At 56.9% G+C, this 25,743-nt stretch carries 33 protein-coding genes and 2 pseudogenes; 11 read left to right on the top strand and 24 right to left on the bottom strand.

Annotated features, from left to right (window positions below; all coding sequences use genetic code 11):
- Window positions 1–55: 55 nt before the first annotated feature.
- Window positions 56–295 carry a hypothetical protein gene (locus ACZ9BB_RS05985; protein ID WP_476212949.1) on the bottom strand — a complete coding sequence of 80 codons (240 nt, stop codon included), beginning with the start codon at window positions 293–295 and terminating at the stop codon, window positions 56–58.
- Between the two features lie 29 nt (window positions 296–324).
- Between ACZ9BB_RS05985 and ACZ9BB_RS05980 the strand changes: the two genes are divergently transcribed.
- The 3 genes from ACZ9BB_RS05980 (at window position 325) to ACZ9BB_RS05970 (ending at window position 1,715) form a co-directional block, all read left to right on the top strand.
- Window positions 325–885: a lipid-binding SYLF domain-containing protein gene (locus ACZ9BB_RS05980; RefSeq protein ID WP_476212948.1), complete on the top strand. Its 561-nt coding sequence runs from the start codon at window positions 325–327 to the stop codon at window positions 883–885.
- Between the two features lie 402 nt (window positions 886–1,287).
- Window positions 1,288–1,485, top strand: coding sequence for a T6SS effector amidase Tae4 family protein (locus ACZ9BB_RS05975; RefSeq protein WP_476218210.1), 198 nt, complete (start codon window positions 1,288–1,290; stop codon window positions 1,483–1,485).
- Entirely contained in the window at window positions 1,482–1,715 is a 234-nt protein-coding gene (locus ACZ9BB_RS05970) for a hypothetical protein (protein WP_476212947.1), read from the top strand. The genes ACZ9BB_RS05975 and ACZ9BB_RS05970 overlap by 4 nt, the downstream gene beginning before the upstream one ends.
- Window positions 1,716–1,785: 70 nt before the next feature.
- Here the strand turns inward: ACZ9BB_RS05970 and ACZ9BB_RS05965 are convergent, their stop codons facing one another.
- Window positions 1,786–2,160, bottom strand: a complete 375-nt coding sequence (locus ACZ9BB_RS05965) for a tautomerase family protein (protein WP_476212946.1) — start codon at window positions 2,158–2,160, stop codon at window positions 1,786–1,788.
- 107 nt (window positions 2,161–2,267) lie between these two features.
- Here ACZ9BB_RS05965 and ACZ9BB_RS05960 point away from each other — a divergent pair, with 107 nt between their 5' ends.
- Window positions 2,268–3,161, top strand: coding sequence for a LysR substrate-binding domain-containing protein (locus tag ACZ9BB_RS05960; protein ID WP_476212945.1), 894 nt, complete (start codon window positions 2,268–2,270; stop codon window positions 3,159–3,161).
- A gap of 6 nt (window positions 3,162–3,167) precedes the next feature.
- Here ACZ9BB_RS05960 and ACZ9BB_RS05955 read toward each other — a convergent pair whose 3' ends face one another.
- The 3 genes from ACZ9BB_RS05955 to ACZ9BB_RS05945 all read right to left on the bottom strand — a co-directional run bounded on the left by ACZ9BB_RS05955 (window position 3,168) and on the right by ACZ9BB_RS05945 (window position 5,218).
- A complete protein-coding gene (locus ACZ9BB_RS05955) occupies window positions 3,168–4,061 on the bottom strand; it encodes a tyrosinase family protein (RefSeq protein ID WP_476212944.1) in 894 nt (297 codons plus the stop codon).
- Window positions 4,048–4,512, bottom strand: coding sequence for a hypothetical protein (locus ACZ9BB_RS05950; RefSeq protein ID WP_476212943.1), 465 nt, complete (start codon window positions 4,510–4,512; stop codon window positions 4,048–4,050). The genes ACZ9BB_RS05955 and ACZ9BB_RS05950 overlap by 14 nt, the downstream gene beginning before the upstream one ends.
- A 304-nt stretch (window positions 4,513–4,816) precedes the next feature.
- Complete coding sequence (locus ACZ9BB_RS05945; RefSeq protein WP_476212942.1) at window positions 4,817–5,218, bottom strand: GFA family protein; 402 nt, start codon at window positions 5,216–5,218, stop codon at window positions 4,817–4,819.
- A 244-nt stretch (window positions 5,219–5,462) separates the two neighbouring features.
- On the opposite strand from ACZ9BB_RS05945, the gene ACZ9BB_RS05940 reads away from it, so the two are divergent.
- Entirely contained in the window at window positions 5,463–6,017 is a 555-nt protein-coding gene (locus tag ACZ9BB_RS05940) for a P-loop NTPase family protein (RefSeq protein ID WP_476212941.1), read from the top strand.
- 152 nt (window positions 6,018–6,169) lie between these two features.
- Here the strand turns inward: ACZ9BB_RS05940 and ACZ9BB_RS05935 are convergent, their stop codons facing one another.
- From ACZ9BB_RS05935 to ACZ9BB_RS05915, 5 genes and pseudogenes are all read right to left on the bottom strand, one after another.
- Window positions 6,170–7,042 (bottom strand): DNA/RNA non-specific endonuclease, encoded by an 873-nt coding sequence (locus tag ACZ9BB_RS05935; protein WP_476212940.1) that lies wholly within the window; start codon window positions 7,040–7,042, stop codon window positions 6,170–6,172.
- Window positions 7,043–7,278: 236 nt separating this feature from the next.
- Window positions 7,279–7,875, bottom strand: a complete 597-nt coding sequence (locus ACZ9BB_RS05930; protein ID WP_476212939.1) for an eCIS core domain-containing protein — start codon at window positions 7,873–7,875, stop codon at window positions 7,279–7,281.
- A 132-nt stretch (window positions 7,876–8,007) separates the two neighbouring features.
- Window positions 8,008–8,181, bottom strand: a complete 174-nt coding sequence (locus ACZ9BB_RS05925; protein WP_476218209.1) for a GNAT family N-acetyltransferase — start codon at window positions 8,179–8,181, stop codon at window positions 8,008–8,010.
- Between the two features lie 112 nt (window positions 8,182–8,293).
- Window positions 8,294–8,919 (bottom strand): annotated as a pseudogene (locus ACZ9BB_RS05920) (LysE family translocator).
- 288 nt (window positions 8,920–9,207) lie between these two features.
- Window positions 9,208–10,092 carry a LysR family transcriptional regulator gene (locus tag ACZ9BB_RS05915; RefSeq protein WP_476212938.1) on the bottom strand — a complete coding sequence of 295 codons (885 nt, stop codon included), beginning with the start codon at window positions 10,090–10,092 and terminating at the stop codon, window positions 9,208–9,210.
- A gap of 107 nt (window positions 10,093–10,199) precedes the next feature.
- Between ACZ9BB_RS05915 and ACZ9BB_RS05910 the strand changes: the two genes are divergently transcribed.
- The gene (locus tag ACZ9BB_RS05910; RefSeq protein ID WP_095055732.1) at window positions 10,200–10,493 is read left to right on the top strand and encodes a muconolactone Delta-isomerase family protein; all 294 of its coding nucleotides are present in this window, start codon (window positions 10,200–10,202) and stop codon (window positions 10,491–10,493) included.
- Between the two features lie 98 nt (window positions 10,494–10,591).
- Here ACZ9BB_RS05910 and ACZ9BB_RS05905 read toward each other — a convergent pair whose 3' ends face one another.
- The 5 genes from ACZ9BB_RS05905 to ACZ9BB_RS05885 form a co-directional block, all read right to left on the bottom strand.
- Window positions 10,592–11,029: a transposase domain-containing protein gene (locus ACZ9BB_RS05905; RefSeq protein WP_476212937.1), complete on the bottom strand. Its 438-nt coding sequence runs from the start codon at window positions 11,027–11,029 to the stop codon at window positions 10,592–10,594.
- A gap of 81 nt (window positions 11,030–11,110) precedes the next feature.
- Complete coding sequence (tnpB, locus tag ACZ9BB_RS05900) at window positions 11,111–11,446, bottom strand: IS66 family insertion sequence element accessory protein TnpB (RefSeq protein ID WP_476212936.1); 336 nt, start codon at window positions 11,444–11,446, stop codon at window positions 11,111–11,113.
- Entirely contained in the window at window positions 11,443–11,775 is a 333-nt protein-coding gene (tnpA, locus tag ACZ9BB_RS05895; RefSeq protein ID WP_476212935.1) for an IS66-like element accessory protein TnpA, read from the bottom strand. Before tnpA ends, tnpB begins: the two co-directional genes overlap by 4 nt.
- 402 nt (window positions 11,776–12,177) lie before the next feature.
- Window positions 12,178–12,561 (bottom strand): tautomerase family protein, encoded by a 384-nt coding sequence (locus ACZ9BB_RS05890; RefSeq protein WP_138867792.1) that lies wholly within the window; start codon window positions 12,559–12,561, stop codon window positions 12,178–12,180.
- Between the two features lie 500 nt (window positions 12,562–13,061).
- Entirely contained in the window at window positions 13,062–13,709 is a 648-nt protein-coding gene (locus ACZ9BB_RS05885; protein WP_476212934.1) for a TetR/AcrR family transcriptional regulator, read from the bottom strand.
- 107 nt (window positions 13,710–13,816) lie between these two features.
- Here ACZ9BB_RS05885 and ACZ9BB_RS05880 point away from each other — a divergent pair, with 107 nt between their 5' ends.
- The 4 genes from ACZ9BB_RS05880 (at window position 13,817) to ACZ9BB_RS05865 (ending at window position 16,757) form a co-directional block, all read left to right on the top strand.
- Window positions 13,817–14,710 carry an NAD(P)/FAD-dependent oxidoreductase gene (locus ACZ9BB_RS05880; protein ID WP_476212933.1) on the top strand — a complete coding sequence of 298 codons (894 nt, stop codon included), beginning with the start codon at window positions 13,817–13,819 and terminating at the stop codon, window positions 14,708–14,710.
- A gap of 103 nt (window positions 14,711–14,813) precedes the next feature.
- On the top strand, window positions 14,814–15,203 hold the full coding sequence (locus ACZ9BB_RS05875) for an antibiotic biosynthesis monooxygenase family protein (RefSeq protein WP_476212932.1): 390 nt from the start codon (window positions 14,814–14,816) through the stop codon (window positions 15,201–15,203).
- Window positions 15,204–15,232: 29 nt separating this feature from the next.
- Window positions 15,233–16,096, top strand: a complete 864-nt coding sequence (locus ACZ9BB_RS05870; RefSeq protein ID WP_476212931.1) for a class I SAM-dependent methyltransferase — start codon at window positions 15,233–15,235, stop codon at window positions 16,094–16,096.
- 238 nt (window positions 16,097–16,334) lie between these two features.
- Window positions 16,335–16,757: a GNAT family N-acetyltransferase gene (locus tag ACZ9BB_RS05865; protein WP_476218207.1), complete on the top strand. Its 423-nt coding sequence runs from the start codon at window positions 16,335–16,337 to the stop codon at window positions 16,755–16,757.
- A gap of 324 nt (window positions 16,758–17,081) precedes the next feature.
- Here the strand turns inward: ACZ9BB_RS05865 and mqo are convergent, their stop codons facing one another.
- From mqo to ACZ9BB_RS05850, 3 genes and pseudogenes are all read right to left on the bottom strand, one after another.
- Window positions 17,082–18,728 carry a malate dehydrogenase (quinone) gene (gene mqo / locus ACZ9BB_RS05860; protein ID WP_476212930.1) on the bottom strand — a complete coding sequence of 549 codons (1,647 nt, stop codon included), beginning with the start codon at window positions 18,726–18,728 and terminating at the stop codon, window positions 17,082–17,084.
- A 317-nt stretch (window positions 18,729–19,045) separates the two neighbouring features.
- Window positions 19,046–19,760, bottom strand: a pseudogene (locus ACZ9BB_RS05855) (GNAT family N-acetyltransferase).
- Window positions 19,761–19,819: 59 nt separating this feature from the next.
- Window positions 19,820–20,389, bottom strand: a complete 570-nt coding sequence (locus ACZ9BB_RS05850) for a YceI family protein (protein ID WP_476212929.1) — start codon at window positions 20,387–20,389, stop codon at window positions 19,820–19,822.
- A gap of 328 nt (window positions 20,390–20,717) precedes the next feature.
- Here ACZ9BB_RS05850 and ACZ9BB_RS05845 point away from each other — a divergent pair, with 328 nt between their 5' ends.
- Window positions 20,718–21,407 carry a hypothetical protein gene (locus ACZ9BB_RS05845; RefSeq protein ID WP_476212928.1) on the top strand — a complete coding sequence of 230 codons (690 nt, stop codon included), beginning with the start codon at window positions 20,718–20,720 and terminating at the stop codon, window positions 21,405–21,407.
- 36 nt (window positions 21,408–21,443) lie between these two features.
- Here the strand turns inward: ACZ9BB_RS05845 and ACZ9BB_RS05840 are convergent, their stop codons facing one another.
- The 6 genes from ACZ9BB_RS05840 to ACZ9BB_RS05815 all read right to left on the bottom strand — a co-directional run bounded on the left by ACZ9BB_RS05840 (window position 21,444) and on the right by ACZ9BB_RS05815 (window position 25,712).
- On the bottom strand, window positions 21,444–21,884 hold the full coding sequence (locus ACZ9BB_RS05840) for an SRPBCC family protein (protein ID WP_476212927.1): 441 nt from the start codon (window positions 21,882–21,884) through the stop codon (window positions 21,444–21,446).
- 147 nt (window positions 21,885–22,031) lie between these two features.
- Window positions 22,032–22,565 carry a Rossmann-fold NAD(P)-binding domain-containing protein gene (locus tag ACZ9BB_RS05835; protein WP_476212926.1) on the bottom strand — a complete coding sequence of 178 codons (534 nt, stop codon included), beginning with the start codon at window positions 22,563–22,565 and terminating at the stop codon, window positions 22,032–22,034.
- A 122-nt stretch (window positions 22,566–22,687) separates the two neighbouring features.
- Complete coding sequence (locus tag ACZ9BB_RS05830) at window positions 22,688–23,074, bottom strand: nuclear transport factor 2 family protein (RefSeq protein WP_476212925.1); 387 nt, start codon at window positions 23,072–23,074, stop codon at window positions 22,688–22,690.
- Between the two features lie 29 nt (window positions 23,075–23,103).
- Window positions 23,104–23,484: a nuclear transport factor 2 family protein gene (locus tag ACZ9BB_RS05825; protein ID WP_476212924.1), complete on the bottom strand. Its 381-nt coding sequence runs from the start codon at window positions 23,482–23,484 to the stop codon at window positions 23,104–23,106.
- Between the two features lie 79 nt (window positions 23,485–23,563).
- On the bottom strand, window positions 23,564–24,598 hold the full coding sequence (locus ACZ9BB_RS05820) for an aldo/keto reductase (protein ID WP_476212923.1): 1,035 nt from the start codon (window positions 24,596–24,598) through the stop codon (window positions 23,564–23,566).
- Complete coding sequence (locus ACZ9BB_RS05815; RefSeq protein WP_476212922.1) at window positions 24,591–25,712, bottom strand: alkene reductase; 1,122 nt, start codon at window positions 25,710–25,712, stop codon at window positions 24,591–24,593. Before ACZ9BB_RS05815 ends, ACZ9BB_RS05820 begins: the two co-directional genes overlap by 8 nt.
- Window positions 25,713–25,743 lie beyond the last annotated feature (31 nt).

Below are 25,743 nucleotides of genomic sequence, written 5' to 3'. Positions count from 1 at the left end.
CTGAAACCCGATGTTGCGGGCGCAGGCAGCGAAGTAAATAAAAACGGGCGTCTTGTCAGGCGTCCGTTTTGTTTACAGTTGTCTTGATCAGGCTCATCAGTAAGCCATCGCCGTCTCTAATACCGAACCCTGCCCATACGCAGATGTCATAAAAAGTGATGGCATCGCCTATGTTCAAAGGCCTCGGGCCCTGCTCCATTGAAGGGTGAAGCCAGTAGCTCACACACTTTAGGGTGCGCCGGATAATTTCAGTAGGCTTGGTTTCTGCCGAGGGCAGTTGCTGACTGCTGCTCACATCCAATGCTCCCGTATCGGAGTACAAAAATGACTCAGTCAATGCGGTACTTCCTATCGATCGTTCTTGCGACTGCTTCATTGGCATCGGCGAGTTTTCTCAACACTGCAGGCGCGGCAACCGCCGAGGACCTGACTGTCGACTCTCGGCAAGCCTTACAAACTCTCTACAAAGCCACACCATTTGCCGAAAGTGTTTCCCACAGCGCCAAAGCGATTCTTGTCTTCCCGAAAATCATCAAGGCAGGCCTTGTGTTTGGCGGCAGCTATGGCGAAGGCGTCATGTTTAAGGACAAGAAAGTAGAGAACTATTACAACTCCGTAACCGGGTCATGGGGGCTGCAGGCTGGTGCCCAGTCGTATGGCTATGCGGTTTTCCTGATGACCGACAAAGCCGCGGATTATTTACGTAAAACCAAGGGTTGGGAACTTGGTGTAGGCCCCACTGTTGTTGTGGTTGATGAAGGGGTGGCGAAGAATCTTTCCAGTACGACATTAAAGGACGATGCCTACGCGTTCATTTTCGACCAGCAGGGGTTAATGGCCGGGATCAGCATCGAGGGAACCAAGATCTCCCTGATCAAGCGCTAAAACGATCTTTTGATCTTCAACACGTAAAAGCCCCGCCCCAGTTAAAAATGGGACGGGGCTTTTTGCTGCGCAACGCGCTGGAATATGAACAACTCACCTTCTGCTTACACCGGAGATATCGTGGCCAGTGCACCAATCAAAATGGTCAACACCAGAAATCCACCCAGGAAAAATGCCATCTTGCCCATTGGGCCTCCTACGTTATGAGTTTGCGGTGCAGCGGCTACCGCTTCTGCTGATCGTGCCGGTATTGTGAGCTGGCAACCGAATGCATTACAGATGCAGATAGCGCAGAAAAATACGGATCAGCCGCAGCTCGCAGGGGCGACTATTCCCGCAACTCATCGCGCCCCCCCTCCTGTTTAGCGTTTACCTTGGGTACGGAGCGGCGAGAACCAAGGCATCATTTTCTTCAAGGACTTCTGGCGCAGAGGAAACGAGACCATCGGCAATCGCAGCGGCGATCATATCGACCTATGGAACGGGCGTAGACTAACGGACTGGCTGAGCTACCCTCGTATTCAGTTGGGTTTTTCCATCGAGGGCAGTTTCTCCGACTACCACGAATCGAAGGAAATATGGTTTTGGAAGGTCATATGAAAATTGTTAAAGGGGTATTGCTCGTCATCCTTATCGTTGCCTTGGCCGTCGTGGCGTTTAATTTGATATTCGTGGCAGTGTCTAGCTACTTTGGGCCGTTCTACGAGGGTGATGCGGACCAAAGTCGGAACTTTGCAATTTGGCTTTTGGGTAATGTGGGGGTCGGGTTACTTTCGATTGTTATGGGTGTTGTTTTGTATCGGCGACATCTGCGCAGGGCATCTGTTTGAATGAACAATTTCGGCACCGATGGTGGTGAGCGACCGGTGCCCCTCCTGCTGTTGTCCACTTGATAGAAAACTAGTTGCCCCGCCCGCCACCAAACGACCATTCATCTGCCGCGGTAGTGGTAATTACCACCATGACGTCCTCAGAGTCGATGCCTGGCGCTCGACTCAGTCTCTCGACCAGGTTGCGATAAAAACGCTGTTTCGTCTCGATGTCTCGAGGGCGACCGGCAGTAATCGCGATCAGCACAAAGTCATGGCTGCGCGGACCGCCCAGGTAGCCGGGATCAAATATCAATTCGCCCATTTCATGTTGATGAATGACCTGGAACCGGTCGGCCATCGGCACGTCGAAACTTTCCACCAACGCGTCGTGCAGCCCTTGTGAGAGGGACTGTAAATACTTGGCAGACTTTCCCCGGTGCAGTGAAATACGTGCAAATGGCATAACGGCCTACTCCTGAAAACCAACTGACAGGAGAAAACTATCAAGTCGATATGATTCCGAATATCAGATTTAATAGCGGCCATAGTCCTGAATTAGTGGATGATTCGATGCGCCGTCCAACCTTCGATCTTGATGTGCTGCGTACTTTCGTGATCGGTGTTGAGTTCAACAGCTTTGCCAAAGCGGCGGATCGGCTTAATCGCTCGACGTCTGCCGTGAGCGCACAACTCAAGAAACTTGAGGAACAGATAGGCACTCCAGTGCTGTCCAAATCCGGTCGAGGGCTGGTGTTGACGCCGGTGGGTGAATCCCTGCTCAGCCATGCCCGCCGGCTGCTTGAACTGAACGACAGCATTTTCCAGACCCTGCACGAAAGCCAGATGGTCGCCACGGTACGCCTCGGGCTCCAAGAAGACTTCGGCGAACACTTCCTCAGCGATATTCTGCGACGCTACGTCAAGATGTACCCGATGGTGAGCCTCGAAGTCAGGATCGCGCGTAATACCGAATTGCTTGCATTGATCGACAACGGCGGCCTGGACCTGGCCCTGTCTTGGGACACCGGGCACAAGTCCCCCTATTACACGCGCCTGGGTGAAACGCAGATGCACTGGATCGGGCCTCGTGATATGCCACCGCTCAACGGCTCTGTCGATACACCCCTGCCATTGATCATGTTCGACGCCCCTTGCGTGTTGCGCAGTGCGGCAACCCAGGCGCTGGATGAGGCGCGGATTCCCTGGCGAATCGCGCTGACCAGCCCCAGTGTTGGTGGCATCTGGGCAGCCGTTACTGCCGGTTTGGGCCTCACGTTGCGAACCCGCATCGGGCTGCCAGAACATCTCGCTGTGATTGCCGGTCTACCCACGCTGCCGACCCTCGGTTATGTTCTTTATCGTGGAACTGAACACTTGGCGCCCGCCACCCGACAATTGGCTGCGTTGATACAAACGCGTCTGGAAGAGCAGGCGTTCAATATCACTGGAGGCGCCCCCGTTTGATGCGGTCTAAAGCAAGTCGCCCAAGGTGTCGTACTTGTAGTACTGGCTGTAATTCAGCACATCACGAGGCGTCACCTTTTCCGGGAAAGGGCTGTACATCGGGTCATCAATCCGATGGAACTTGAACGTATCAGGGGCCGTTCCGTCAGGTACATAAGCTGCAGTGGGATGCTTCGCTTGCCATGCCGCCCAGAGCCGGTCGACATTGCAATGATGTAGAAAGAACACCGGATCGTTCGGCGAGGACGACAAGCCCATGTCACCGCCGACCCACACATGCACGTTGTTATGAATGCGTTCTTTGCCAGCCCATCCCTCGATGCTGTTGCGCGCACCACCGGTGGACTGCGCTGAATCATAGGGCGTTTTGTCATACACCGGATTTTCATGGATGACCTTGCGCACATTGGCTCGGCTGGGCAGCGACCCAGCTATTCCCAAATAACGCACCAGAGGGCGATTTACCCGGTTCAGTTCCATGGTCCGGCCATTTCCCATCACTCGCACCCGCCACTTCCCATCCACGAACTGCCCAAGGTATTCATCCGACCAGATGAGTGAAGTCCTCGGGTCCTGAAGTTCTGCGTCAGTATTCCAATCCCAGTACGGGACTCGAAAGTGTGGGTCGTTTACCGCCTTGCGAATCAGGGTTTCCAGCCGCACGAGAAAGTAACGATGCCACGGCAAGAATGATGGCCCGCCATGCGCAGCATTCCTGGCCATCTGCCCGGTAGGCGTTGCAATCATCATGGCCCGGTGGTGCCAGGCCACGAAGGAGTCATAAATCGAGAGATTGGCCTGCCCAGGCCAAGGATTCTGCGCGGGATCCTTGAGCCGCTTTACCCCTTCGACATATTTCTTGAGCGCTACGAGATCATTGACCGCATTAGACCTGATCATGATGGGCTCCATGGCCATGGTGGGCGGGATGGCCGGAGTGCTCTCCCCCGTCGCCATCGCCCTTGGCGAAAGATTCTGGATAGGCATCGATTACCGCGGTCATCAAATCGAGAGCCGATCCGTAAGACACGAATGGGGTGGCATGCGTATGGACTTGGCCAGCATCGTCCACAAACAGATGCGCCTGGACCGGGGCCCCATCAACCTCCACCTGGTAAGTGGTCACGATCCGAACAACATGCCCTTTGTGGTTAATCTCGCGAACAGTCCTGGCTTCATGCCCTGCATGCGGGTCCACGTACTCGGGAAACTGCTCTTTAATCCACGCAGGGTGCGTTTTGTCTGGATCGGTGATGGATATCTCGGCGAGCGCCGCTATGTCGGGGGGACTCAACAGTACGCTGGGATTCGTACCCGTAGGTTCAGGGCTGGAGACATTCTTCCGTGTCATGATTTCCTCCTGGAGAGCGGCCCCGGACGATTGTCCGGATTGGCTGGAGGAAGTGTAGTTGGTGATGGGTGGGGATGCAGTTGAAACCAATCCGCCGGTCTTGTGAGGACGCGACAGTTGTCACGACACAATCAAAGTCATCCACTCTCAAGTGGAACCGCCAGGCTTAATGCGTACTGCGATCCTACAAAGAGTGCACTGGCAGAGGCTGCAATTTTTTGATCTTTCAAAAACACAAAAGTCCTGTCCCACCTAAATGGATGACGAACCCGGTAAGGCAACGGCAATTCATAACCCAAAGCGGTCATCGAGACTGCGGCCAGTGATCCTGAATTTCATACCATGGAGCCTTGGACTTCACCTCGACATGCTTTTGCTTGTCGGAAGTGAAAGGTGTGTCCAGCGTGCCGAGAGCTATGGAAATCCATTGGGAGTATTCGCCCTGATTATTTGACCAGAAGAGCGACGAGCCGCAGCGGCTGCAGAATTGGCGCTCTACTGATTCAGAGGACGAGTAAAACCGGATGTCATCTATCCCCTGTGTCAGATCAAAGTCGACACGCAACACACTGCCATAGCTCGCAAATGCTGCACCATGGCTTTTGCGGCATTGACTGCAATGACAGTGAGAAACCGCTTTGGGGCGGGAACGGAGATGGTATTTGACGGCACCGCAAAGGCAACTGCCTTGGAGGGTCTCAGTCATTTTTGATGATGATCCGTTGATTAATCGACAGCACTTTAAGCGGTGAGCGGATGCAGTGTCGAGCGGCTGGTTTCAGGCCGATTGCTCTCAATCAGCCAGGAGCACACTTTTCAGAACTGATGAAGCAGTCGGGCGCCGCGCGCCCCCAATTGGCAGTGATGTTTTGCAGCCCCCCTCCCATCAGCCTTTAACTGACTATCCAAAACCTGCACAATCGCCGGCTTTTTCGCGACAGGAAGTCCCCATGCAACGGATTGTAATTCTGGGCAATGCCGGTAGTGGCAAATCTACCCTGGCCCGCGCCCTCGGCAAACGCCTGAGCCTGCCCGTGGTACACCTGGATACACTATTCTGGGAGCCCGGCTGGGTCGAACCCGACGCCGAGCAATTCCGCACACGGGTCCGCGACGCTATCGCACCGGATGCCTGGATTTGTGAAGGCAACTATGCGCGGCGAACCTTCGACCTTCGCCTGCCCCGTACCGATCTGATCATTTGGCTCGATACGTCACGGCTCAATTGTTTCATCCGAGTGATCATGCGCAGCATAATGAACCGCCCTCGCCCTGATCTGGCATCAGGCTGTACAGAGAAGTTCGACTGGGCGTTCCTGACTTTTCTGAAGTTCGTGTGGAATTTCGACAGTGGCTATCGTCCAGGCATCGAGACGGTACGCCTGGCCATTGGCCCGCAAATTCCTACGTTACACTTGCGCAGTACCCGGCAGATTGCCGCATTTCTCGATAGCTTGCCCGAACGCGAGCAGCAAGCTACATGGATCAGTTCTCGGAGGAAATGATGACGTCCGCTTACTGGACGCCGTCGTAATTCACTTGGGCGTCGGCCAGCAGAAAATTGGCCAGCGCCGACTTCGCAATCTTTCGACCATCTTCGCGTCCATGGTTGGTCTGGGGCTGAGAAGTCTAGCACTGGCACGCAGCCATCAAGCCATCAAGAGCGCCCTACGGAACCTGTGACCGGTAGATTCCCCAGCAAGTTGAGCCCGGTACTCTTCACGAAAGCGTCATAGTCCATTGGTCTCTCGATACGAGTTTCAGCGTTGGGAAGTACGTAGGCCCAGGCACGCTTGGACGATGCGTCGTAAACCAGCTTGAACAGGCGGGTTGGCACCCAGACCTTGTTATTCCCGATGGTGGTGTGGCCTGAATCAAAGAGCGGGCCGGTGAACACAAAAACATTACCATCGGCTCGCTTGGCAAACTTTCTGACATCGGACTCGACCTTACTCCAGATCTTCCGGTTGTTGGTGGGGTCTTGCGGCACCATGTTCGACAGCGCAAAGGATTGGGCCATTGCATTGGGGTTCGGTGCATCGGCTGCCGGGGATTGATGGCCACGGTCCACGGCCGGATGTTGGCTACGGTAGTCGCTCAACTCTGCCCGTCCACTCTTGGGGATGCGAGGGTCCGGGTAGAACTGGTTGGTGCGCTCCTCCCCTTTGGCATCCTGCAACTGGGCGGCATTAAGGCGTTCGACCACGACCAACGGCGTCTTACTGGTTTGCGAGTACAGCACCGCAAAGTTGTCGGAACACAGGGCCAGGGGTTTCATGGTTGCAGGCACAGTGGCCATGTTGATCGGTTTCGCAGCCGGGAACAGATCTGCGCAGCCATCAAACGATGCCTGTTTCTGTTTGTTTGAATAGAGTTCCAGGGCCGCGCTCTGGGTGATCGAGCCCGAGCGGGACGCTTGTTCCTGATGCTGGGTGGGCGGCTTGATGAAATCCAGCAGACTGCGGGCTTGGGCCCCGGTCGAGAGCAAAACAAGGGCCGACAGCCCAACTGCAATTTTGCGTAGGTGCATGCTTTAAATCTTCGAATTGGATTGAGGGGTAAACGTACGGCGAGTCCCTATTCACGGGACCAGGTGGAGGCGGTTGCTGATTAAATGGCGGCAAACATGTTTTCACTGTCCTTGATCAAAATGCCGATGCGGATCCGGTCGGATCCGAGCAATACAATTGCTGACGGTCGTGCGGGATTAATTGACCATTACAAATCACATTAGTGCTGAGCAGCGTTTACATTCGACTCGCCCCCTTAGTAAGTCCCTTCCCGCACCGACCGTCTGACCTCAGCCTGTATGGCATAAGCCGGCGCCTCTACAGCATTGAAATCTTGTGTATATCGCTGGGCAAATCCTTCTACCCCCCATTCCTGATACTGCTGCACATGCTTTAGTTCGTGAGCCCAGAGCGCGATGTTGTGTTCTGCGGTTTGAGCGTCCCGGAAGAGGATGATGTCGATCAGCGTCACGGCACCGACATCGGGGTTTTGCAGCATGGCCGTGGCAGCGTTGAATTGGCCGTTGTCGCTGACGTTGTAGCGCGCGGTGTCGAGGACGCTGGGGTCGTACCAGCGCAGCAGTTGCTCCCGGATGTGCGGTGGAATGGGGTGGATGCCGGCGTTGGCTGCTTCAGCGCGGGCTTGGGTCAGCCATAGCGCCAGGGCAGGTGCCGCGACCTGGTGGACGTCATCAGGCAGGGAGCCGAGCATCGGCTCCAGGTCTGGCAGGCAGATGCAGCCGTTCAGGCACACTTCTTTTTCGCCAGCTGGGCAAGCGTTGGTCTGGGCTGGCACTTCAAGCGTCAGGCAAAGCACAAACAGCGCCACCAGGCGCGCGGTAATGGGCGGCATTGGGCGCTCCAGGGACGGACGCAGCGCGAACAGTGGGTCACATTTGATCGACGATTCGCATAACTTTAGCGTAGTCCTGAACTAAGCACCCCAAGACAATCGCAGGACGACAGATCACTGAATCCACGGACTTTAGTCCACCGGCAGTTGTGAGGACGCGACAGTTGTCACGACGCAATCAAAGTCAATGAAATTACGCGTGGCGTTCTCGTCAAAAACCCCACGAACAGAGTATTTCATCACCTCAGGATCGCTCAGAATCTCCGTAAGTGCGGGCAGATCTTGCCGCGATAATGGACGTCCAATTAGCCTCTGCGCGCTTTAGCGTGGCCCTCTGCTGAGCCATGTTTGAAGGGAGAACGGGCCTAACAACGCAGACTGCCCCGCCGCATAGAGTCATTGCTGGCAGCACAAGGGATTACTTCTGGCTAAGCGTCGCGATGGACAGGCCAGACACGACAAAAGTCAAACCAGCCCCCACATTCAGACCATTGACCAGCCGCGGCCGTTGCCGAATACAGCTTGACAGGCCGGTAGCAAATATCCCCATCAGCGCGAAACCCACGGCAGTCAATGCGGCAAACCATACCCCATACACCAGCATCTGAAGGGTGACGGAGCCCAATTGCGGGTTGACGAATTGGGGAATGAACGCCAGGACGAACAACCCCGGTTTCGGATTGAGCGCCGCAGAAAGAAAGCCTGTGAGGAAGATGCTGCGCAGCGACTGATTGGCTGTTGGCGTGAAGTTGATCAGACTGCGGGCACGCAAAACCTTGATGCCCAGCCAAAGCAGATAACCCGCCCCGATCACCTTGACGATCAGAACGCGACTACCGACGTTTGCATGAGCAAAGTCAATCCCAGGCAGGCCGTCGTCACGTGGAACAGGATCCCTGTGCCCGAGGCCAGCCCTGACACGAAAGCGGCCATACGGCCCTGGCTGAGCCCTCTGCCAATCGCCAGCAGGTTGTCCGGCCCGGGGGACACAACCAGCAAGATGCAGGCTGCGGTATAGGCAAGCCAGGTATTCATTGGAAACACGGTCACTCTCCTTATGCGCGATAGCGGAATCCATCCTCATGTCGACCACAACTCTAGCCTGGATGTCGCAGGCAGCGCTATTCGAGACATCGATAAGCGTCCGCGGAACACACCTTGCATAGTTAAACGGTCGCCCATTTATGCGGCAGTAACTCCGTAATAGCTTAGCCAAGGTGCCTTCGGCAGGCGCTTACGGCAAAACGGCCAATGCGTGCGTTTGGCTCCAACACGCAGGCACGCAAGTCCCCATGTGGAGAGGAGTTGAATCTAGTCCTTGCCGAATTAATGCTAAGCCGCCAAGAGCGCTTGCCGGAGCGTCGCGACAAGCGGCTTGGGGTCGTCCTTGCGCCAGATGGCATAGACCCTGACCCGTGAAGGAAACCAGGGCAGCTCGCGAAATATGACGCTATCTGCAAGAAAATCCCGAAGACTCGCCTGGACAAAGGTAATGCCCAAACCTGAGGCCACCAGCCGCAAGGCTGCCAGCAGGTCATCCGCCTCTACCTTGATGTCAGGCAAGAAACCGCAAGCGGAGCAATTCTCAAGAAAACGCTGGCGGGCTGCAGGATTCTTTGACCGGGCCAAGGCAACCCAACGCTCCCCGTTCAAGTCTTGAGGAGCAATGCTCGCTTGCGTGGCCATAGCATGTCTTTTTCCCAGAACAAGCAGTAGCGCCTCGCTTGAAACCTCCATGGACTCTATGTCTGCGCTCTCAGGAACTGAATAAACCAGCCCGAAATCGAGCGCTCTGCCGAGCAGGGCCTCGGATTGTTCTGAGGAGCCCATGGGACGGAGTTCGAAGGTAGCAGCCTGATGGCCTGATTGCAGACCCGCAAGGGCACGCGGTAATACATTGGAGTGCATGGCCGCTTCGACATAACCCACGGCAATATGGCCTGTCTCACCAAGAGCGATACTGCGCGCCGCTGCTTCGACTTCAGATGCATGGGCGACCAGGCTGCGCGCCTCCTGATGGAAAAGACGTCCTTCGTCAGTCAGGCGCATGCGCTGACGTGTGCGGTCGAACAACCTCAGACCAAGCTGCGCTTCAAGCTGAATGATTTGCCGACTCAAAGGCGACTGCGAGATATGTAGACGGCTGGCGGCTTGACCGACATTTTCAGTTTCAGCGACAGCGATAAACGCAACAAGCAATCGAAGATCTAAGGTCATGTGAATCGGGTCTCAAGTCATGCAGAACGCGTCTTGGACCAGAATAGTATTTTTTGCAATTATCCGTGAACTGTTTAAACGACGAACGCCTTGAAGGGGATATATATATGCAGTTCATCACGCTTTCGCGTCGAGTCTCGGAGCGTTTTTCCGATGCGGATTTTGCGCCTCATCTCGAAGCCGAAGCCCAGCGTGCCAGGGCTCTCTATCTGGAGGGATTTATCCGCAACATCTGGCACCGTGGTGACATGGGTGGCGCCTGCCTGCTAGTTGAAGCCGAAAACGAGACTGCCGTTCGGGAAAAGCTGGCAACGCTGCCACTGGTAAATTCCGGGATGCTGGAAGTTACTTCTGTTGTACCGTTGAAACCTTATGGTGGATTTGGCCCAAGAATCCAGTAACCGCTCTTCGCCCGATAATATTTCGTACAGAGCCCAAGGAGGCACTCGATGCAATTCGTCAAACTAGGGTATGCGTCCGGGCCTCCCGTCTTGCGTCACTAAACCGGTTGCCACCTATGCGGCAGCAGCTGCGCAATATCACTTGCCCGTTGCGTCGGTAGGCGCGTGAGCACGTCCTTCAAATAAGTGTACGGTTCATGCCCGTTGAGCCGCGCATTTTGCTTTGTCTCGGCCGGAGTTGAAGGTGTTTGCAATGCCTGAAGCTCAGCCTCAATCGCCGCGATATCGGTATCGATCAGATCTTCCAGCAAGCTGGCCTGCGCCGGATTCAACTGCTCGCTACGCTTGGCAAACTTCAAGCGCTTGAGCGGTGCAATCTCGTGGGTCAGTTTCTCGATAACCGTTTGGTCGCGGTGGATCTTTTTGCCCATTGTCTCGACTGCCTGATCGAGACTCTCCACGCGCTGCATCAACTGCGCTGCCAGAGCGCGCAGTTGTTCAGGGGTTAGGTGGTCTAGATTGGGGAGCGAAGTCATGCTGCCGATTTTGCCAGAGTAGGCGAAAACCGACGACAGGCTGATCGGACAATTGCACGGCCAGACGGGACGTGTCAGAGATTACAGGATGGAAATCGCGTTGCCTGGCCCAACTCTTTGCCAAGGCAAACCCAGCACCAGAGCATGCAGTTGCTCGGCGGCCAACTCTATCTGCGAGCCGTGTCGAGAGCCGGGCCAGAAGAACTTGCCCTGATGCAGGCGGCGGGCCGCCATCCAGATACCCAGCCCATCATGCACCAGCACTTTCATGCGATTGGCGCGGCGGTTGGCAAACAGATAAGCACAGTGCGGCTGCGCCGCACCGAACACCGCGACCACCCGCGCCAGGGCGGTTTCGGTGCCGGCGCGCATGTCCATGGGCTCGGTGACAAGCCAGATGGAGTCAATGGGGATCATCGCAACAGATCTCGAAGAAAGGTCGCGCAGGCAGCCGCGCTTTCGGTCGGCCAGTTCACTTTTACGGTGCCGCGTGGGTGTGGGATTTCGAGGCAGATCATGGCCGGGGTGATATCTGATCGTGACGCCGACGACGGTAAAGCCACGGGGATAAAAGCAGGTTGCAAGACGGCACTTTTCTGCGATTGCAGCCGAATCCACTTGTGGACGAGGTTCGCGTTGAGGCTGTGGCTCAGTGCGACGCTGGCAATCGAAGCGCCGGGCTGGGCGCACTCTTGAATGACCTGGGCCTTGAAAGATTTGGAGTAGGAACGGCATTGTGGCTGCATGGAATACCCGCTTAAAAGGCTAGAACTGGTGCCCACTTAAATTTAAGTGCACACCATGTCTTGGCTTTTCAGGGCTGGGTAGATGACTTGGCCGGACGCATACCCTGCACAGGTGTCTTTGCCGGATGGACTTTTTCAACAGAATCGGCCATTTGCAGTCGTTAGCGAACGTCTGCAATGGGTCGTCCTCTGCCGGACTGTTTACTGAGCGTTGAAGTCCGATGCAAACGCTGGGTTAGTTAAATGCGAACGGGTGGTCAAGTCAGTGCAATTGATCATTAAGCGATGGCCTCAAGAAGGCGTGTTGCCGGACGCTTACAATATTCATGACTGCCTAACGTTTAGGTTAAGGAGCCGTGGTACGCGGTCCCAGAGAGCGAAGCGAACGGCTTGAACCGCTTATTATACGTTTACCCTGTAACTCAAGGTTGCCTCATCGCCTGTGATTCCTCGGAATCCCCAGCAATGACTTGGCTGCTCAAATATTGTGATTTCAACGTCAACCGGATTTATAGCCAAGTTTCGCTCAAAGGCTGTAAATATTTGCTTTATGAGCTTCTTTTTTGTTTCTTCCGTTCGCCCAGAAATCATGCTTATTTCGATTACTGTGTATTTTTCAGATCTACCGCCGGGGTAATAAAAATTAGTTTTATCTAGCGGGACGAAACGGTGAGCACGCTTGTCTTCGGGTAACCCAAGAACAGTAGTCATGCAATTATGTAGCACATCGGACATCTGTGCTTTTTTGGCATTTAAATTGTAGTCAATTCCATAGACGGTGATCATTGCGATTCCTTGCAAGCGTATAACTACTATTAGGTGACATGCCATGTCGCGTTTCTTGTCGCGATGGCGTGTCGTATAACGTTCCTTGTCGTCCTGTAAGTCCTTGTCTAGCTTAGAGGTGGTCGCGGTAAATACGACATTGCTCAGGGAGAAACGCGACATGGATGACGGCAAGTCCTGCTGCCCTCTAGAGTCGAAAGCAGCATCCGTACACTACTCATTTGCCATCACCGTGTCCACCGTCCACTTTTGGCCGATTCTGTTGAAAAAGTCGGTTTTCCCAAAACCGACTTTTTCAACAGAATCGGTCGATTGCAGCCCCTCGTGACAGGCAGAAATCGGCCACTCGACCCCAGTCACGAGTTGCTAGTTCGTGAGATGCTGAAGGTGATCCACCAAAGCAGCGTTTCGATACTGTCGCCATATTGGCGTGCGCCGGCCCAATATGACGGAGCGCCTGGACGACGGCCCCGGCCAAGCTGCCCGGAGCAATCAAATGCTTATCCGCCCGCGTGGTCGTTGCCACCGTGCGCGGCGATGAACATGGCGACGGCCGACCGGCAATAGGATTCGATTTCGTTGTCGTCCTCTGCTCTCGCCTCATCGAAGCGCGCGATAATCAGGAGATCGGACCCTTTGAAAAGCGCGGCAAACAAGCGGGCGGACCCCAGAGGATCGGGCACGTTCAGAACCGCCTTCGCGTGCAACTGACGCAACAGGGCCTCGATTTGGGTGATGACATAGGCGGGGCCGGCTTCGTATTGGCGCTTGCTTAACGACTTTTGATTCGTCTTGTCGGCCATGATCATGGCTTCGACACTGCGGACGTCCGGGCTCAACAGCGTGCGAAGCAGGGTTGATCCCACCGCCATGAGCTGATCTTCGGCCGAACCGTCGACGCCTTCAAAAAGGGCCTGTGGTGCAAACTGATGGCAGTGGGCCGCGATGGCCGCGCTGAACAGCGCCTCCTTGTTTTCGAAGTGCCGATAGATGCTTAGCTTGGATATCTTCGCCCGCTGGGCGACCTTGTCCATTGTCGTCGCTTGAAAACCCAATTCCACAAAAAGTTCGCACGCGGCGTCGACTATCGTTTGGCCAAGCGCCTCGTTGGCGGGCCGGCCGCGCCGGCCCTGGCTGTTTTCGGTCATAAAAATTCCAGTACTTGACAGTATTCTAATTCCTGAATTAGGGTACTTCAAAGTATCTTAAAAGTGCAAGCCAATCTCCCTTCATCCACGACACGGAGCCCATCACCATGAATGACGTCATCATCATTGGCGGCAGCTTTGCCGGTCTTGCCGCCGCCCTGCAGCTCGGCCGTGCCCGCCGAAAGGTCACCGTTCTCGATACCGGCCTGCCGCGCAATCGCTTCGCCGACCACTCGCATGGCCTGCTCGGCCACGACCACAAGCCACCGCTGGAGATCCTGGCCGAGGCGCGGCAGCAGCTGGCGCGCTATCCCACGGTCAGGCTGGTCACTGCCCGGGCCGAGAGCATCTCCGGCGCCATCGACGATTTCTCCGTCCTCACTGGCGATGGCGAAAGCCTCAGGGCGCGCCGCCTGATCCTGAGCTATGGCGTCGCCGACCATTTGCCTGAAGTTCCCGGCTTTGCCGAAGGCTGGGGCACCTCTATCGTGCCCTGCCCCTATTGCGACGGCTTTGAAGTTGCCGGCCGGCATTGGGGCCTCGTCTGGTCCGGCCCGCCGTCGCACAACTACGTCAGGCTGTACCACGACTGGACCGACACATTGACGGTCTTCGCCAATGGTCACGACATTCCACCCGACATCCGGGCCGATCTGGCGCGCCGCGGCATCCCTGTCGTCGATGGCCGGATCACCGAAATCGACCATGACGAGAGCCATAACGCCACCGTCAGGCTCGACGCCGGCCCCCCTGTCGCGGTCGACATCCTGTTCGCGCATCCGCGCAACAAGCCGTCCGCACGCCTGCATGAATCGCTGGGCCTCGCCACGGTCGATACGCCCCAGGGCATCGCCCTCAAGGTCGACGAGCGCCGCGAAACCAGCATGCCCGGCGTCTACGCCGCCGGCGACCTCGCCAATCCCCTCATGCCGTCGGTCACCACGGCATCATGGCAAGGCGCGATGGCGGGTATCTCCGCCCAGCAGTCGATGCTGGTTTGAGAGCACAGATTCCCTTCTTCGGTTGTCGCTGGCTTCTGAAGGTTGCTTCGAAGCAGCATCGATCACGCCAGTTTCAATTTCGCAGTAGACGGGAGCATTCACCATGGCCGACCTACAGCCGCAAGACCGTAAATTCCAACCGCTAGACGATAAATTCCCGCTTGAGCGCCAACTCGGCATCGCGGCCGCGCCAGTCGTGCTAATCAACCTCTTCACGCTCGATTACGCCGACGAAGCGGGCTTCCTGGACGCTTTCAAGGCGGCTGCCGAAATCCTGACGAAGCAGCCGGGCTTCATCTCCACCCAACTGCACCGAGCGATCGGCGATAGCCCGACCTACCTGAACTATGTGGTGTGGGAATCCACCGAGACGGTCCGCGCCGCCCTCACCCGTCCCGAGTTCGTCGCGAAGCTTTCGGCCTATCCGTCATCCGTCGTAGGCAGCCCGCACCTGTTCCAGAAGGTCGCCGTTCCCGGCTTTTGCACGGCCTAGTTAAGAACGAATCAAAACGAGGAGATGTCATGACAGAGCAAAATGCCTATCAGGTCGCCGACTGGAATGGCCAAAGCGGAGAGTACTGGGTCGCCAACCAGGCCCGGCTCGACGCCATGTTTGCGGTGTTCGGCCAGGCCGCGATAGAAGCCGCCGCGCCCGCGACGGGTGAGCGCGTGCTGGACGTCGGCTGCGGCGCAGGCGCGTCGAGTCTGGCTCTGGCCGCCCGCGTCGGCGCAGGCGGCCATGTGCTGGGCGTGGACATATCCGAACCGCTGATCGGCCGAGCGTGCGCGCTTGCGCCACAGGATACGCCGGCCCAGTTCCGGGTAGCCGACGCCAGCAGCGCCGAGCTGCCCGAGGGCGCGTTCGACATCCTGTTCTCGCGTTTCGGAGTGATGTTCTTCGACGATCCGACAGGGGCGTTCGCCCATATGCGACGCGCGCTCCGGCCGGGCGGGCGGGTCGCTTTCGTCTGCTGGCGCAGCGTGGCCGAGAACGATTGGGTGCGCCTGCCGATGGGCGCGATCAAGGGCATCGTCCCGCCGACCGCACCGCCCGATCCCGAAGCGCCCGGCCCGTTCTCGTTCGGCGACCGGGGACGGGTGACGCGCATCCTGACAGCGGCCGGCTTCACCGATATCGCTATCGCGCCCTTCGATGCTTGTATCCCGTTCGGTGAGGGCGGGACGCGAGACGCGGCGATCGATGACGCGGTGAAGATGGCGTTCGAGGGCGGCCCGCTGTCACTTATGCTCGCTAATCAGCCCGACGACATCCGCGCCCACGCCTCGGCCGCGGTTCGCGCCGCCTTCGCGGGCCTCCCCGGCGAGCGGTCGGTGATGATCGATGGCGCGGCGTGGATCGTCATGGCACGCAATCCGGAAAGCTGACAAAGGATTAACAGGGCAGACGCCCCCGCTCGGTGGAGCGGGGCGTCTTGGCCGGTCAGATTGATGTCGCTTCTGGCTTGGTCATCCGTTCCCCGGCAAAAGCGGCCACTCACGAATGGCCCGTATCTGGTCGATAACTGCCACTTGCATCTCTACATAGAGTGCACGCGAAGATCCTCGGCCAGCCAAAACGGTTTCACACAGAATCAAGGACGATGTATGAAACAAGTCGAGATTCATCACGCACCTGCCGCCACAGATTCTAGCCTTGGAAAAAGAGGCAGTTGGAGAGGGTTTCAGGTTTCTCACTCGGCTGATTGCCGAATGGCACTCCGGAGCGAATCGCTTCGATGCACCCGGAGAATGTCTTATGGCGGCGTATTTCAACCAGCAACTGATAGGCATCGGAGGCCTTTCAGTTGATCCATATGGCGAGACTAATACGGCAAGGCTGCGACGGGTTTACGTCGCAGCTTCTTCAAGAGGGCAACACGTGGGTCAAACGCTAGTAAAAGCGCTGGTCGCACATGCCACTCTTCGCTTTCAGAACGTGCGTCTTTCCACCGATACGTCCGAAGGAAACGCGTTTTACCTGCACTGCGGTTTCATGCGAACAGTGGATGTCCATGCTACTCATATCATGCTGCTAGGCGACGCCTGATTCAGGCTATCGGCCAGCAGCAGCCTGTCGCGAACGTCTGCAATGGGTCCAGAGTGTGTAAAAACGCGTCGCCAAAATTGAAGTATGCGCATCTACGTTAAATCTGAAATTTATCGGCACGTCAGCAGATATGGATTTCGCGTAGTAGTAGCGCGATTTTCAGTCCGGTTTTGAGTACCTGTCGCGCTCAAAAACGTTTTTACACAGCCTCGGCCGAAAGCAGTCATGTGAGCCGAGCTGAATCTACCCTTGCAAAAAAACAATCCCCACAAAAAAGCCCACTGACCGTCACCGATCCAGTGGGCTTTCCGATTACGCTTCTACTTACAAAGCCATATCCGTCGCAGCATTAGCCTTCGGCGCCTTGGCCGGAGCGGCCGGAGCAGCAGCCGGAGCCGCCACCTGACCAATCACCGGCGGCGGAGTCAGCTCCAGCACCTTGGCGGTGTAAGCCCACTCTTGCGCCACTTTCTCAGGGCTGCTGTTCAGTTGAGTGCCGTAGCTAGGCACGATCTGGTGCAGCTTTTCCTGCCAGGCTGGCGTTGCAACCTTGTCCTTGAACACTTTCTGCAGCACGGTCAGCATGATCGGTGCGGCAGTCGATGCGCCTGGCGATGCGCCCAGCAGGCCGGCGATGCTGCCGTCAGCCGAAGCAACGATTTCGGTGCCCAGTTTCAGCACGCCACCAGCAGCTTCATCACGCTTGATGATTTGCACACGTTGGCCGGCTTGCCACAGGCGCCAGTCTTCGGCTTTGGCGTTCGGGAAGTATTCTTTCAGGGCATTGAGGCGGTCTTCGTCAGACAGCATCAGTTGGCCTGCGAGGTACTCGACCAGCGGGTATTCCTTGATGCCGACCTTGGTCATTGGCCACACGTTGTGCGTGGTCGTGGTGGTCAGCAGGTCCAGGTACGAGCCTTCTTTGAGGAACTTGGTGCTGAAGGTCGCGAATGGGCCAAACAGGATGACGCGCTTGCCGTCCAGAACACGGGTGTCCAGGTGCGGAACCGACATTGGCGGTGCGCCAACGGAGGCTTTGCCGTAGGCCTTGGCCAGGTGTTGTTCGGTGATGGTCGGGTTTTCGGTCACCAGGAACGAGCCGCCGACCGGGAAGCCTGCGTATTCCTGGGCTTCAGGAATGCCGGACTTCTGCAGCAGGTGCAGTGCACCGCCGCCCGCGCCGATGAAGACGAACTTGGCGTCGGTTTCGGTTTTGGTGCCGTCTTTCAGGTTTTTGTAGCTGACGCGCCAGCTGCCGTCTGCGTTCTTGGTGATGTCTTGCACTTCGCTAGACAGTTTCAAGTCGAACTTCGGTGTGGTTTGCAGGTGCGCGACGAACTGGCGGGTGATCTCGCCAAAGTTCATGTCGGTACCGATCGGGCTCCAGGTGGCCGCGACTTTCTGGTTCGGGTCACGCCCTTCCATCATCAGCGGAACCCACTTTTTGATCACAGCCGGATCTTCGGAGTACTGCATGCCGGCGAACAGCGGGCTCGCTTGCAGGGCTTCGTAGCGCTTCTTCAGGAACTTGATGTTGTCATCGCCCCACACAAAGCTCATGTGCGGTGTGGAGTTGATGAACGAACGCGGGTTCTTCAGCACGCCTTGCTGAACTTGCCAGGCCCAGAACTGACGGGAGATCTGGAAGGCTTCGTTGATTTCAACGGCTTTCGCGATCTGAACTTTGCCGTTCTCGTCTTCCGGGGTGTAGTTCAACTCGGCCAGGGCGGAGTGACCGGTACCGGCGTTGTTCCAGCCGTTGGAGCTTTCCAGGGCGACGCCGTCGAGGCGCTCGACCATTTCCATCGACAGATCGGGTTCCAGCTCATTAAGCCAGACGCCCAGCGTTGCACTCATGATGCCGCCGCCAATGAGCAGCACATCGACTTTCTTTGCCTCTTCCGCGTAAGCGGACGTGATCCCCATCGACAAAGCCAGCCCCAGCAGGGCTGTGTTCAGTTTCTTAAACATCTGTAGCACCTATGATAAACGCCATCCGCCTCCAATCCTCGATCATGAGCAACCCAGGTGTACGGGTACGCAGGCAGCGTGCCGTGGGTTCCTGCACTTACAAGAATTTGAAGGTGGGCACACAAGGCCGACGTGATTCCATCGACCTCAGTTATATGTCACTCGTGCACTGATTTTTATCATTATTGGCTCAGCTACTGGAGCGACATTGATTCTGTCGGCACGTCTGTAGACGTACGAACTGAATAGTCAAACCAAATTAATGCGACAGAATATCACGCCTCGGCCAGCCTGCGCGCCCGAAAGGACTCAACAGTCTAGTCGGGACGAGACCCGCGCCCGGCGTCTTGGCTCAAACGATCCAGCACAAACGCCTTGGCGTTGCGCGTCATTCTTTTGGTCGAGATGCCGGTCGCGTTGCTTTTCTGCATCGATCATCGCCCGCTTGCCGTGTTTCTGCAGCAGATACGTATGTATCTGCCGCACCTCCAAAGAACTGTAGATCGAAGTGACATCCAGCAAGCCCATCAAGCCTTCGCTGCCGTGATCACGGGTGTTCATCAGCACATGAGTGCCGCGCACGCCCAGCACCTGGAAGCCCATCGACTCGAACCAGGGCACCTTGGCGACCGTGCAGGTCAGTTCGGCATGCGGGTAGCGACCGAGCATGTCTTGCAGCATCGCCCGCGCAACGCCCCGCCGCCGATGGCTGGCCTGCACCGCCATATACGCCACGCCGCACGCCTCGGGGTCATCCTTGACTGGCAGGTACAGCAGAAAGCCGATGACCTGCTCAGGGTCTTCGTCGTCCGTTGCGACGATGAGTTCGACCGCAATCCCTTTGGTGCCGTCGAGTGCTTCCAGGTAGAGATGAACCTCGTAGCCCACCGCGTATTGATACACGTTGTACAACGGGTTGCTCGGCGCGATGCCCACCATGCTGATGTCAGTCAGATTATCGACGACCATCTGCAGAATCTGGCTGTTGATGGGCTCTGGGCACGGGGTGGCAGAGTGGGTGAGCTGGGGCATTGCGTTTTAGACTCCGGGTTAAGCCCGCTATTGTCACAGATCGAGCCCTCGCAGGAAAATCAACGCTCGGGCGCGACAATGCGGAAGCGGATATTGATGTCGTTGGAGACAACCGTGTCGCCCCACTCCCCTTCGCCGATCTTGAAGTCCCTGCGTTTAAGAATGATGTCGCCATCGAAGATGCCGATGGCCTTCTCCGGCTTCAGCAGCACCTTCACCTGCAACTCACGCGTCATGCCCCTGAGCGTGAGGTTACCGGTGATCAGGTAGCGGTGATTGCCCAGCGCTTTCACCCCGGTCGATTCAAAGGTCGCCACCGGATAGTCCGCCGTGTTGAACCAGGCAGGCTTTTGCAGCTCGCTGTTGGCGTCGCTGCCCCCTGCGTCGATGCTGGCAAGGTCGATGGTCAGCTTGGCGTGGGCCGCGGAGGGGTTGGCCGTATCGAAATCGACCGTGGCGTCGAACTTACCGAAGGTGCCGTACGCCCGCGAACCGAACTGGTTATAGGTAAACGAGATCTTGCTGGCGGTGGTGTTCACCTGGGTGTATTCGACGGCGTGGGCGCAGGGCAAGGTGCCGGCCAGGAGGATGGCGAGCAATGCGGCGAAACGCGAGAATCGAGGGGTCATGGGATTCTCCGGTTGAAGCGCCCTTCAGGAATTGAAGTACCGCACCGACGTGGCTGCGATAGCTGGACTTAAGCAAATAATCGTTGGTTATTCCAGTGCAGCCGTACCGCGCGTCTTTACCCACAGCGCCATTACTGGATAATGGCATCCCGCCACAATCAGGCCCCTGACCTTGATATTTCAAGGTTTTCTATTCTACAGCCTGACAGTCACCTTCAAGGATGGACGATCGGCTACGGAACAAGGAATCAGCACCGTGATATCCCAGCAAGATTCAGCAATACCGCTTACCCGCACTCAGAAATTCACTTCATTGATCACCCGCGGCATGGCAGGGCTCAGTATCGTGCTGGGCGCCATGTGGGCGTTAATCACTTATGCGGTGCCGGACCCCAGCGTGTTCGGCTTCAGCTTCATCAGCTGGAAAAACGTGGTATTGCTGGTGAGTACCTTTCTGTTTCTGGGAACCGTTTCAATCGGCTGGCAGATTCGTAACTTCACACCGATGCTGCGCGGCACGCTGCAGTTTTTCATGGTCGCTGGCTTGTCTTTCGGCTTTTTTATCCTCGGCACCGAATACGCCAAGCCCTCTTTCGAATTCGCCAAACTGCAAGCCAAGATCGTCGAAAACGAAGGCAACAACCTGCTCGGCAAGCGCATGGAAGTGCTGGATAACGTACGCATCGAATTGGAGGGCTGCGAAAATATCGGCCGTTTGCCCACCTGTACGTTTGAACTGACCAACCTGAACGTGGACCGCAGCTTTCGCTTCGATGACGGCACCCGGCTGTTTGACGAGTCCGGCGGTCCGCTCGAGTTCGAGTCGATCCGGGTGGGCCAGGTCGAGGACAGCGCCCGGCTACGCTTTCAGCTGATTCGCAATGTACCGACCCGCGTTACGTTGATCTTCCAACAGAGCAACAGCAAGCTCAGCAAAACACCAGCGATCAAACTGGCGTTTCGGGATGGGAATGATGAGACGCTTACCGTCAAATTCAGTGAGATTGTAATGCGCTAGGTGCAGGAATAAAGGCTCTTCACTGTCTGGTTCAGCTCAGCGCTGCCCCAGAAATGACTGGAGGCTGTGATGCCCCTCGACGATCAACTCCCGAATAACTTCCTGGTACTGTTCTGCCCTACTCGGCTCGCGCAGCTCAAAGCTGGCGGACCAACTGATAAACGCCTTGGACTGGCCTGTCAGGGGCGCCAGTTTCACGGTGGCCACGTAATTATCCAAGGGTAATGGCGCCTCTTCGAAGCGGTATGAGAATGTCAGATTGCGGTCATCGACTGACAACAAACGCTCCCTGACGACCGCGCCATCGGCCAATACGAGTTTGCGAATGCACCCCACCATGCCATCAGGCTGGTTGTCCTCAATGCCGCTTTCGACAATCGCCGGATGCCACCTTTGAATCTCGCCAAACTTCTTCAACACGCTCCACGCGTGCGCTGCGTCACTGTCCAGAACAGCGGAAAATTCAACCATCGGCATTTGTGTTCCTCCTAGAAAAAACCTGCTTAAAAACCCCCACCGAACCTGTACTCAAATGCAGCGTTCGGAGGAGATGACATGAATGCCCGGCGCGCGCTCAAGGGCGGACTCGAGTAACACTCGGGCAATCCGCGACGCGGGGTTAAGTCACCAGCGAGCGGGCAACAGCCGTCCGGCCAGGCCAAGTGCGGAAACCAGCGCACACTCACCCAATCGCAACTCGTCTCGCTGCCCACCGATGACGCCGGGCCTTACATAGGTGAGCGAGTGAAAGCCAAGCCCGGCCAGATGCTTCTCCAGTTCGCCCTTCACTCGGTTGTAGAAGAAACGCGAAGTCGGATTCGCCCCGATGGCCGAATTGAGTACATATGCTGAGGTGCCATGCCGCCTGGCCAAGCGCGCCACATGCATCGGGTACTCGAGATCGACGCGTCGAAAGGCGTCTCTCGAACCGGCACTGCGCATCGTTGTGCCCAAGGTGCAGATCACGGCATCGGCCTGCCACCAGTCAACCGTTTCGGGCAAAATGTCGAAATCGACCAGAGGCGCCTGCAGCTTGGGATGAGCGACAAGTGCCCGGCGAACCGGAGCTACCACACGACTGATACGTGGATCGGCGAGCGCCAGTTTCAGCACCTCTCGCCCTACAAGCCCCGTGGAGCCAACCAAAACCAACTTCATTGCGAATACCGCTGGTCGAGTCCGCCCGCGCCGATGATAAAAACGTCACTCACGGTCGCTTCTCCCCTTGGTGATGGACGAACTCCGGTCCCGGCACTGCCTCAACCGGGACCGGTGGACGCTCAACCTTCGAACTGGTGATAGACCTTGGCGATGACCTTCCAGGCACCATCGATTTTGATCAGGGTCAGGTAATCGTTGTAGTCGGCACCGATCGCATCCTTCTCCATATCAACACGCACAACAGCGGTCGTCGGCGTGATCGCCAGTACGTCGAGACGGGTCGTGATGTCGGGGGCACTGCCGTTTTTCTGAACGAAATCAAACAGGTTTTTGATCGGGCCGCCGAGCAGTTGGCCATTAGTGAAGCCATACATCACCGCGTCTTGGTGGAATGCCTTCGCGACACCTTCCGTACTGCCCTCCCGCAGTCCTTCAACGTACTGATTGGCGACGGCAATGACGGCGTTGTACTCGGCGGTCGGTACTGCCTTGATGTTCTTTGACATGGTGCTCTCCTTTCGGTGAAGACGAGGGATCAGGCGTTCGGATGGGTGTGGTAGATCTTGCTGACGATGGTCCACTTGCCCTCTACCTTCAGCAGGTTGAAGAAGTCGGTGAAGCGGAATCCGGAAACGTTGTCGGTATCGACCCGCGCACTGGCAGCCGTGCCGACGATGTCGATGCGCACGATGGCGGCTTTGGCTTCCGGGGACGGACGGAACGCGGTGTCGATGACGTCATAGAGATTCTGGATCGCGCCTCCGACGAGCTTGTCGCCATCGACACCAAACATGGTGGCCTGCTCGTTGAAGGCGGGCTTCATCAGTGCGCTATCGGCCTTCGCGCCACCTTCGTTGTACTGGTTAAGCACCTCGACAATCGCGTTGTATTCCTGAACGTAAGTAAGATTGCTCATTGCATGACTCCTGATAAGTAACTGACACGGGATTGTTTTTTTTCGCACTCATGCGCTGTTGCAAGGCGCCGGCCTGCAATCATTCAACCGGCGCTTTTTCGGGGATCAAGCCGCGCACTTTCAACATTTCCCAGAAGGCCTTGGGGGCTGATCTGGACGCCGCTTGAAGATTCGTGCTGACGGCCTCTGCGTTCTGCGCACCGAGCAACACCGTGCTGACGGCGGGGTGCAATTTGACGAACTCAATCGCGGCGGACACGAGTTCGACATTGAACGCATCGCACACTTTTTCGATGCTCCTGACGCGCGTCAGGATGTCCTCGGGGACGGTGTTGTAGTCATACGTCAGGTTGCCGGCTTTCGTTCCTGTCGCCAGAATTCCCGAGTTGAAAACACCTGCCGCGATGATCGAGACATTGCGCTTTTGGAGTTCGTCAAAGGCACCGTCCAACGGCGCGTGATTGAGCAATGAGTAGCGCCCGGCAATCAGTGCACAATCGATGTCGAACTCGGACGAGGCGCGAAGTACCGAATCGGTGTCGTTTACGCCGAGGCCAACGGCCGATATATAGCCGCCTCCGCGCAACTCATCGAGCGCCCGGTAGCCACCGCTTTTATTGAGCTGATCCCAATAGATGGCGGCCTGATCGCCGTGCCAGGCTTCGCCCACATCATGCAAAAGCAGAACGTCGATGAAGTCTTGCCCCAGGCGAAACTGGCTGTCTTCGAACGAACGCATGATGCCGTCATAGGAGTAGTCGTACTCCGCCACAAAGGGCAGCGGCTCGACCCAATCAATTGCATATCGCCCTTTCACTTCCCTGAAGCGATTGGCGGGCTTCAGAATCCGGCCAGCCTTGGTGCTGAGCGTTACGTGTTGGCGAATTCCCAGCTCCCGGATCGCATGCCCCAAGTAATACTCGGCCTTGCCATGCCCATAGAACGGCGCTGCGTCGAAGTGCTGGATGCCTCCTTCGAAAGCCACACCGATGGCTTCTTCGAACTGGCGGTAGTTGACGTGGTTGTTGAAGCCCGCCATGCCGACGGTGCCCAGCCCGATGGGGCTGACCAGCGCCCGGGATTTGCCGAGTGGAGTTTTCCGTTGATCAGACATTCACTCCACCTCCAGCGTCGGTGGTGGGCCAGTCGGTATAACCCTCTGCCCCACCGCCGTAGTAAGCCTCACGGGGTGCAACGACCAACTCGAAGCCAAAGCGCAGACGCTCGACCAGATCCGGGTTGGCGATAAAAGGTCGGCCGAATGCGACGGCATCGACCTTGCCTTGCGCGCGCCGCGAAACGGCCAGATCAAGGTCATAACCGTTGTTGCCAATGTACGGGCCGTCGAACAACGCCCGTAGCGCGTCCAGGTCAATGCCTTCCGGTACATCGCGAGATGTGGCGGTGGCCCCTTCGACGATATGCAGATAAGCCAGTTGGAACGCGTTCAGTCGCTTGATCAGATAGCCGTAGGTGACCATGACGTTGCTGTCGGGCGGTGTATTGCCCGCGTCCGGCGTCACCGGCGAGAGGCGGATGCCAACCCGGTCGCTGCCCCAGATCGCGACCACGGCTTCGGTGACTTCGAGGGTTAACCGAGTCCGGTTCTCGATGGAACCGCCGTATTGGTCGGTGCGCTGATTGGTGGAATCGCGCAAGAACTGGTCTAGCAGATAGCTGTTGGCAGAGTGAACTTCAACGCCGTCGAAGCCTGCGCGTTTTGCACATTCGGCTGCGTGCTTGTACTGCTCGATGATGCCCGGGATCTCCGATGTCTCCAGAGCGCGGGGCATGGACACTTCAACCACGCCGTTGGCGGTGTAGGTGGTGCCTTGGGCTTTGATCGCCGATGGCGCCACCGGAAGTGCGCCATCCGGTTGCAGGTCTACGTGGGAGAAGCGTCCCACGTGCCACAGCTGGCAAACGATTCGCCCCCCCGCAGCATGGACGGCATCGGTCACCTTCTTCCAGCCAGCCACCTGCTCTGGCGTCCAGATACCAGGGGTCATGGCATAGCCGCGACCCTGGGCGGAAATATTGGTGGCCTCGCTGATAAGCAGTCCGGCGCTGGCCCGCTGGGCGTAGTAAGTGGCATGCAATTCGTCAGGCACACCGTCTTCACCCATGCGGCTACGGGTGACTGGCGCCATGACAATACGGTTGGGGAGATCGAATGCGCCCATTCGGTACGCAGAAAAAAGATCGGCTCTCAGGCTGTTATCGGTCATGTTTTACCTCGAATAAAAGACCAGAGCCATC

The organism is Pseudomonas sp. TE3552 (assembly GCF_056278945.1).
Note: the sequence above shows the minus strand (reverse complement) of the source record. Positions and strands in the feature narration are given on the sequence as shown.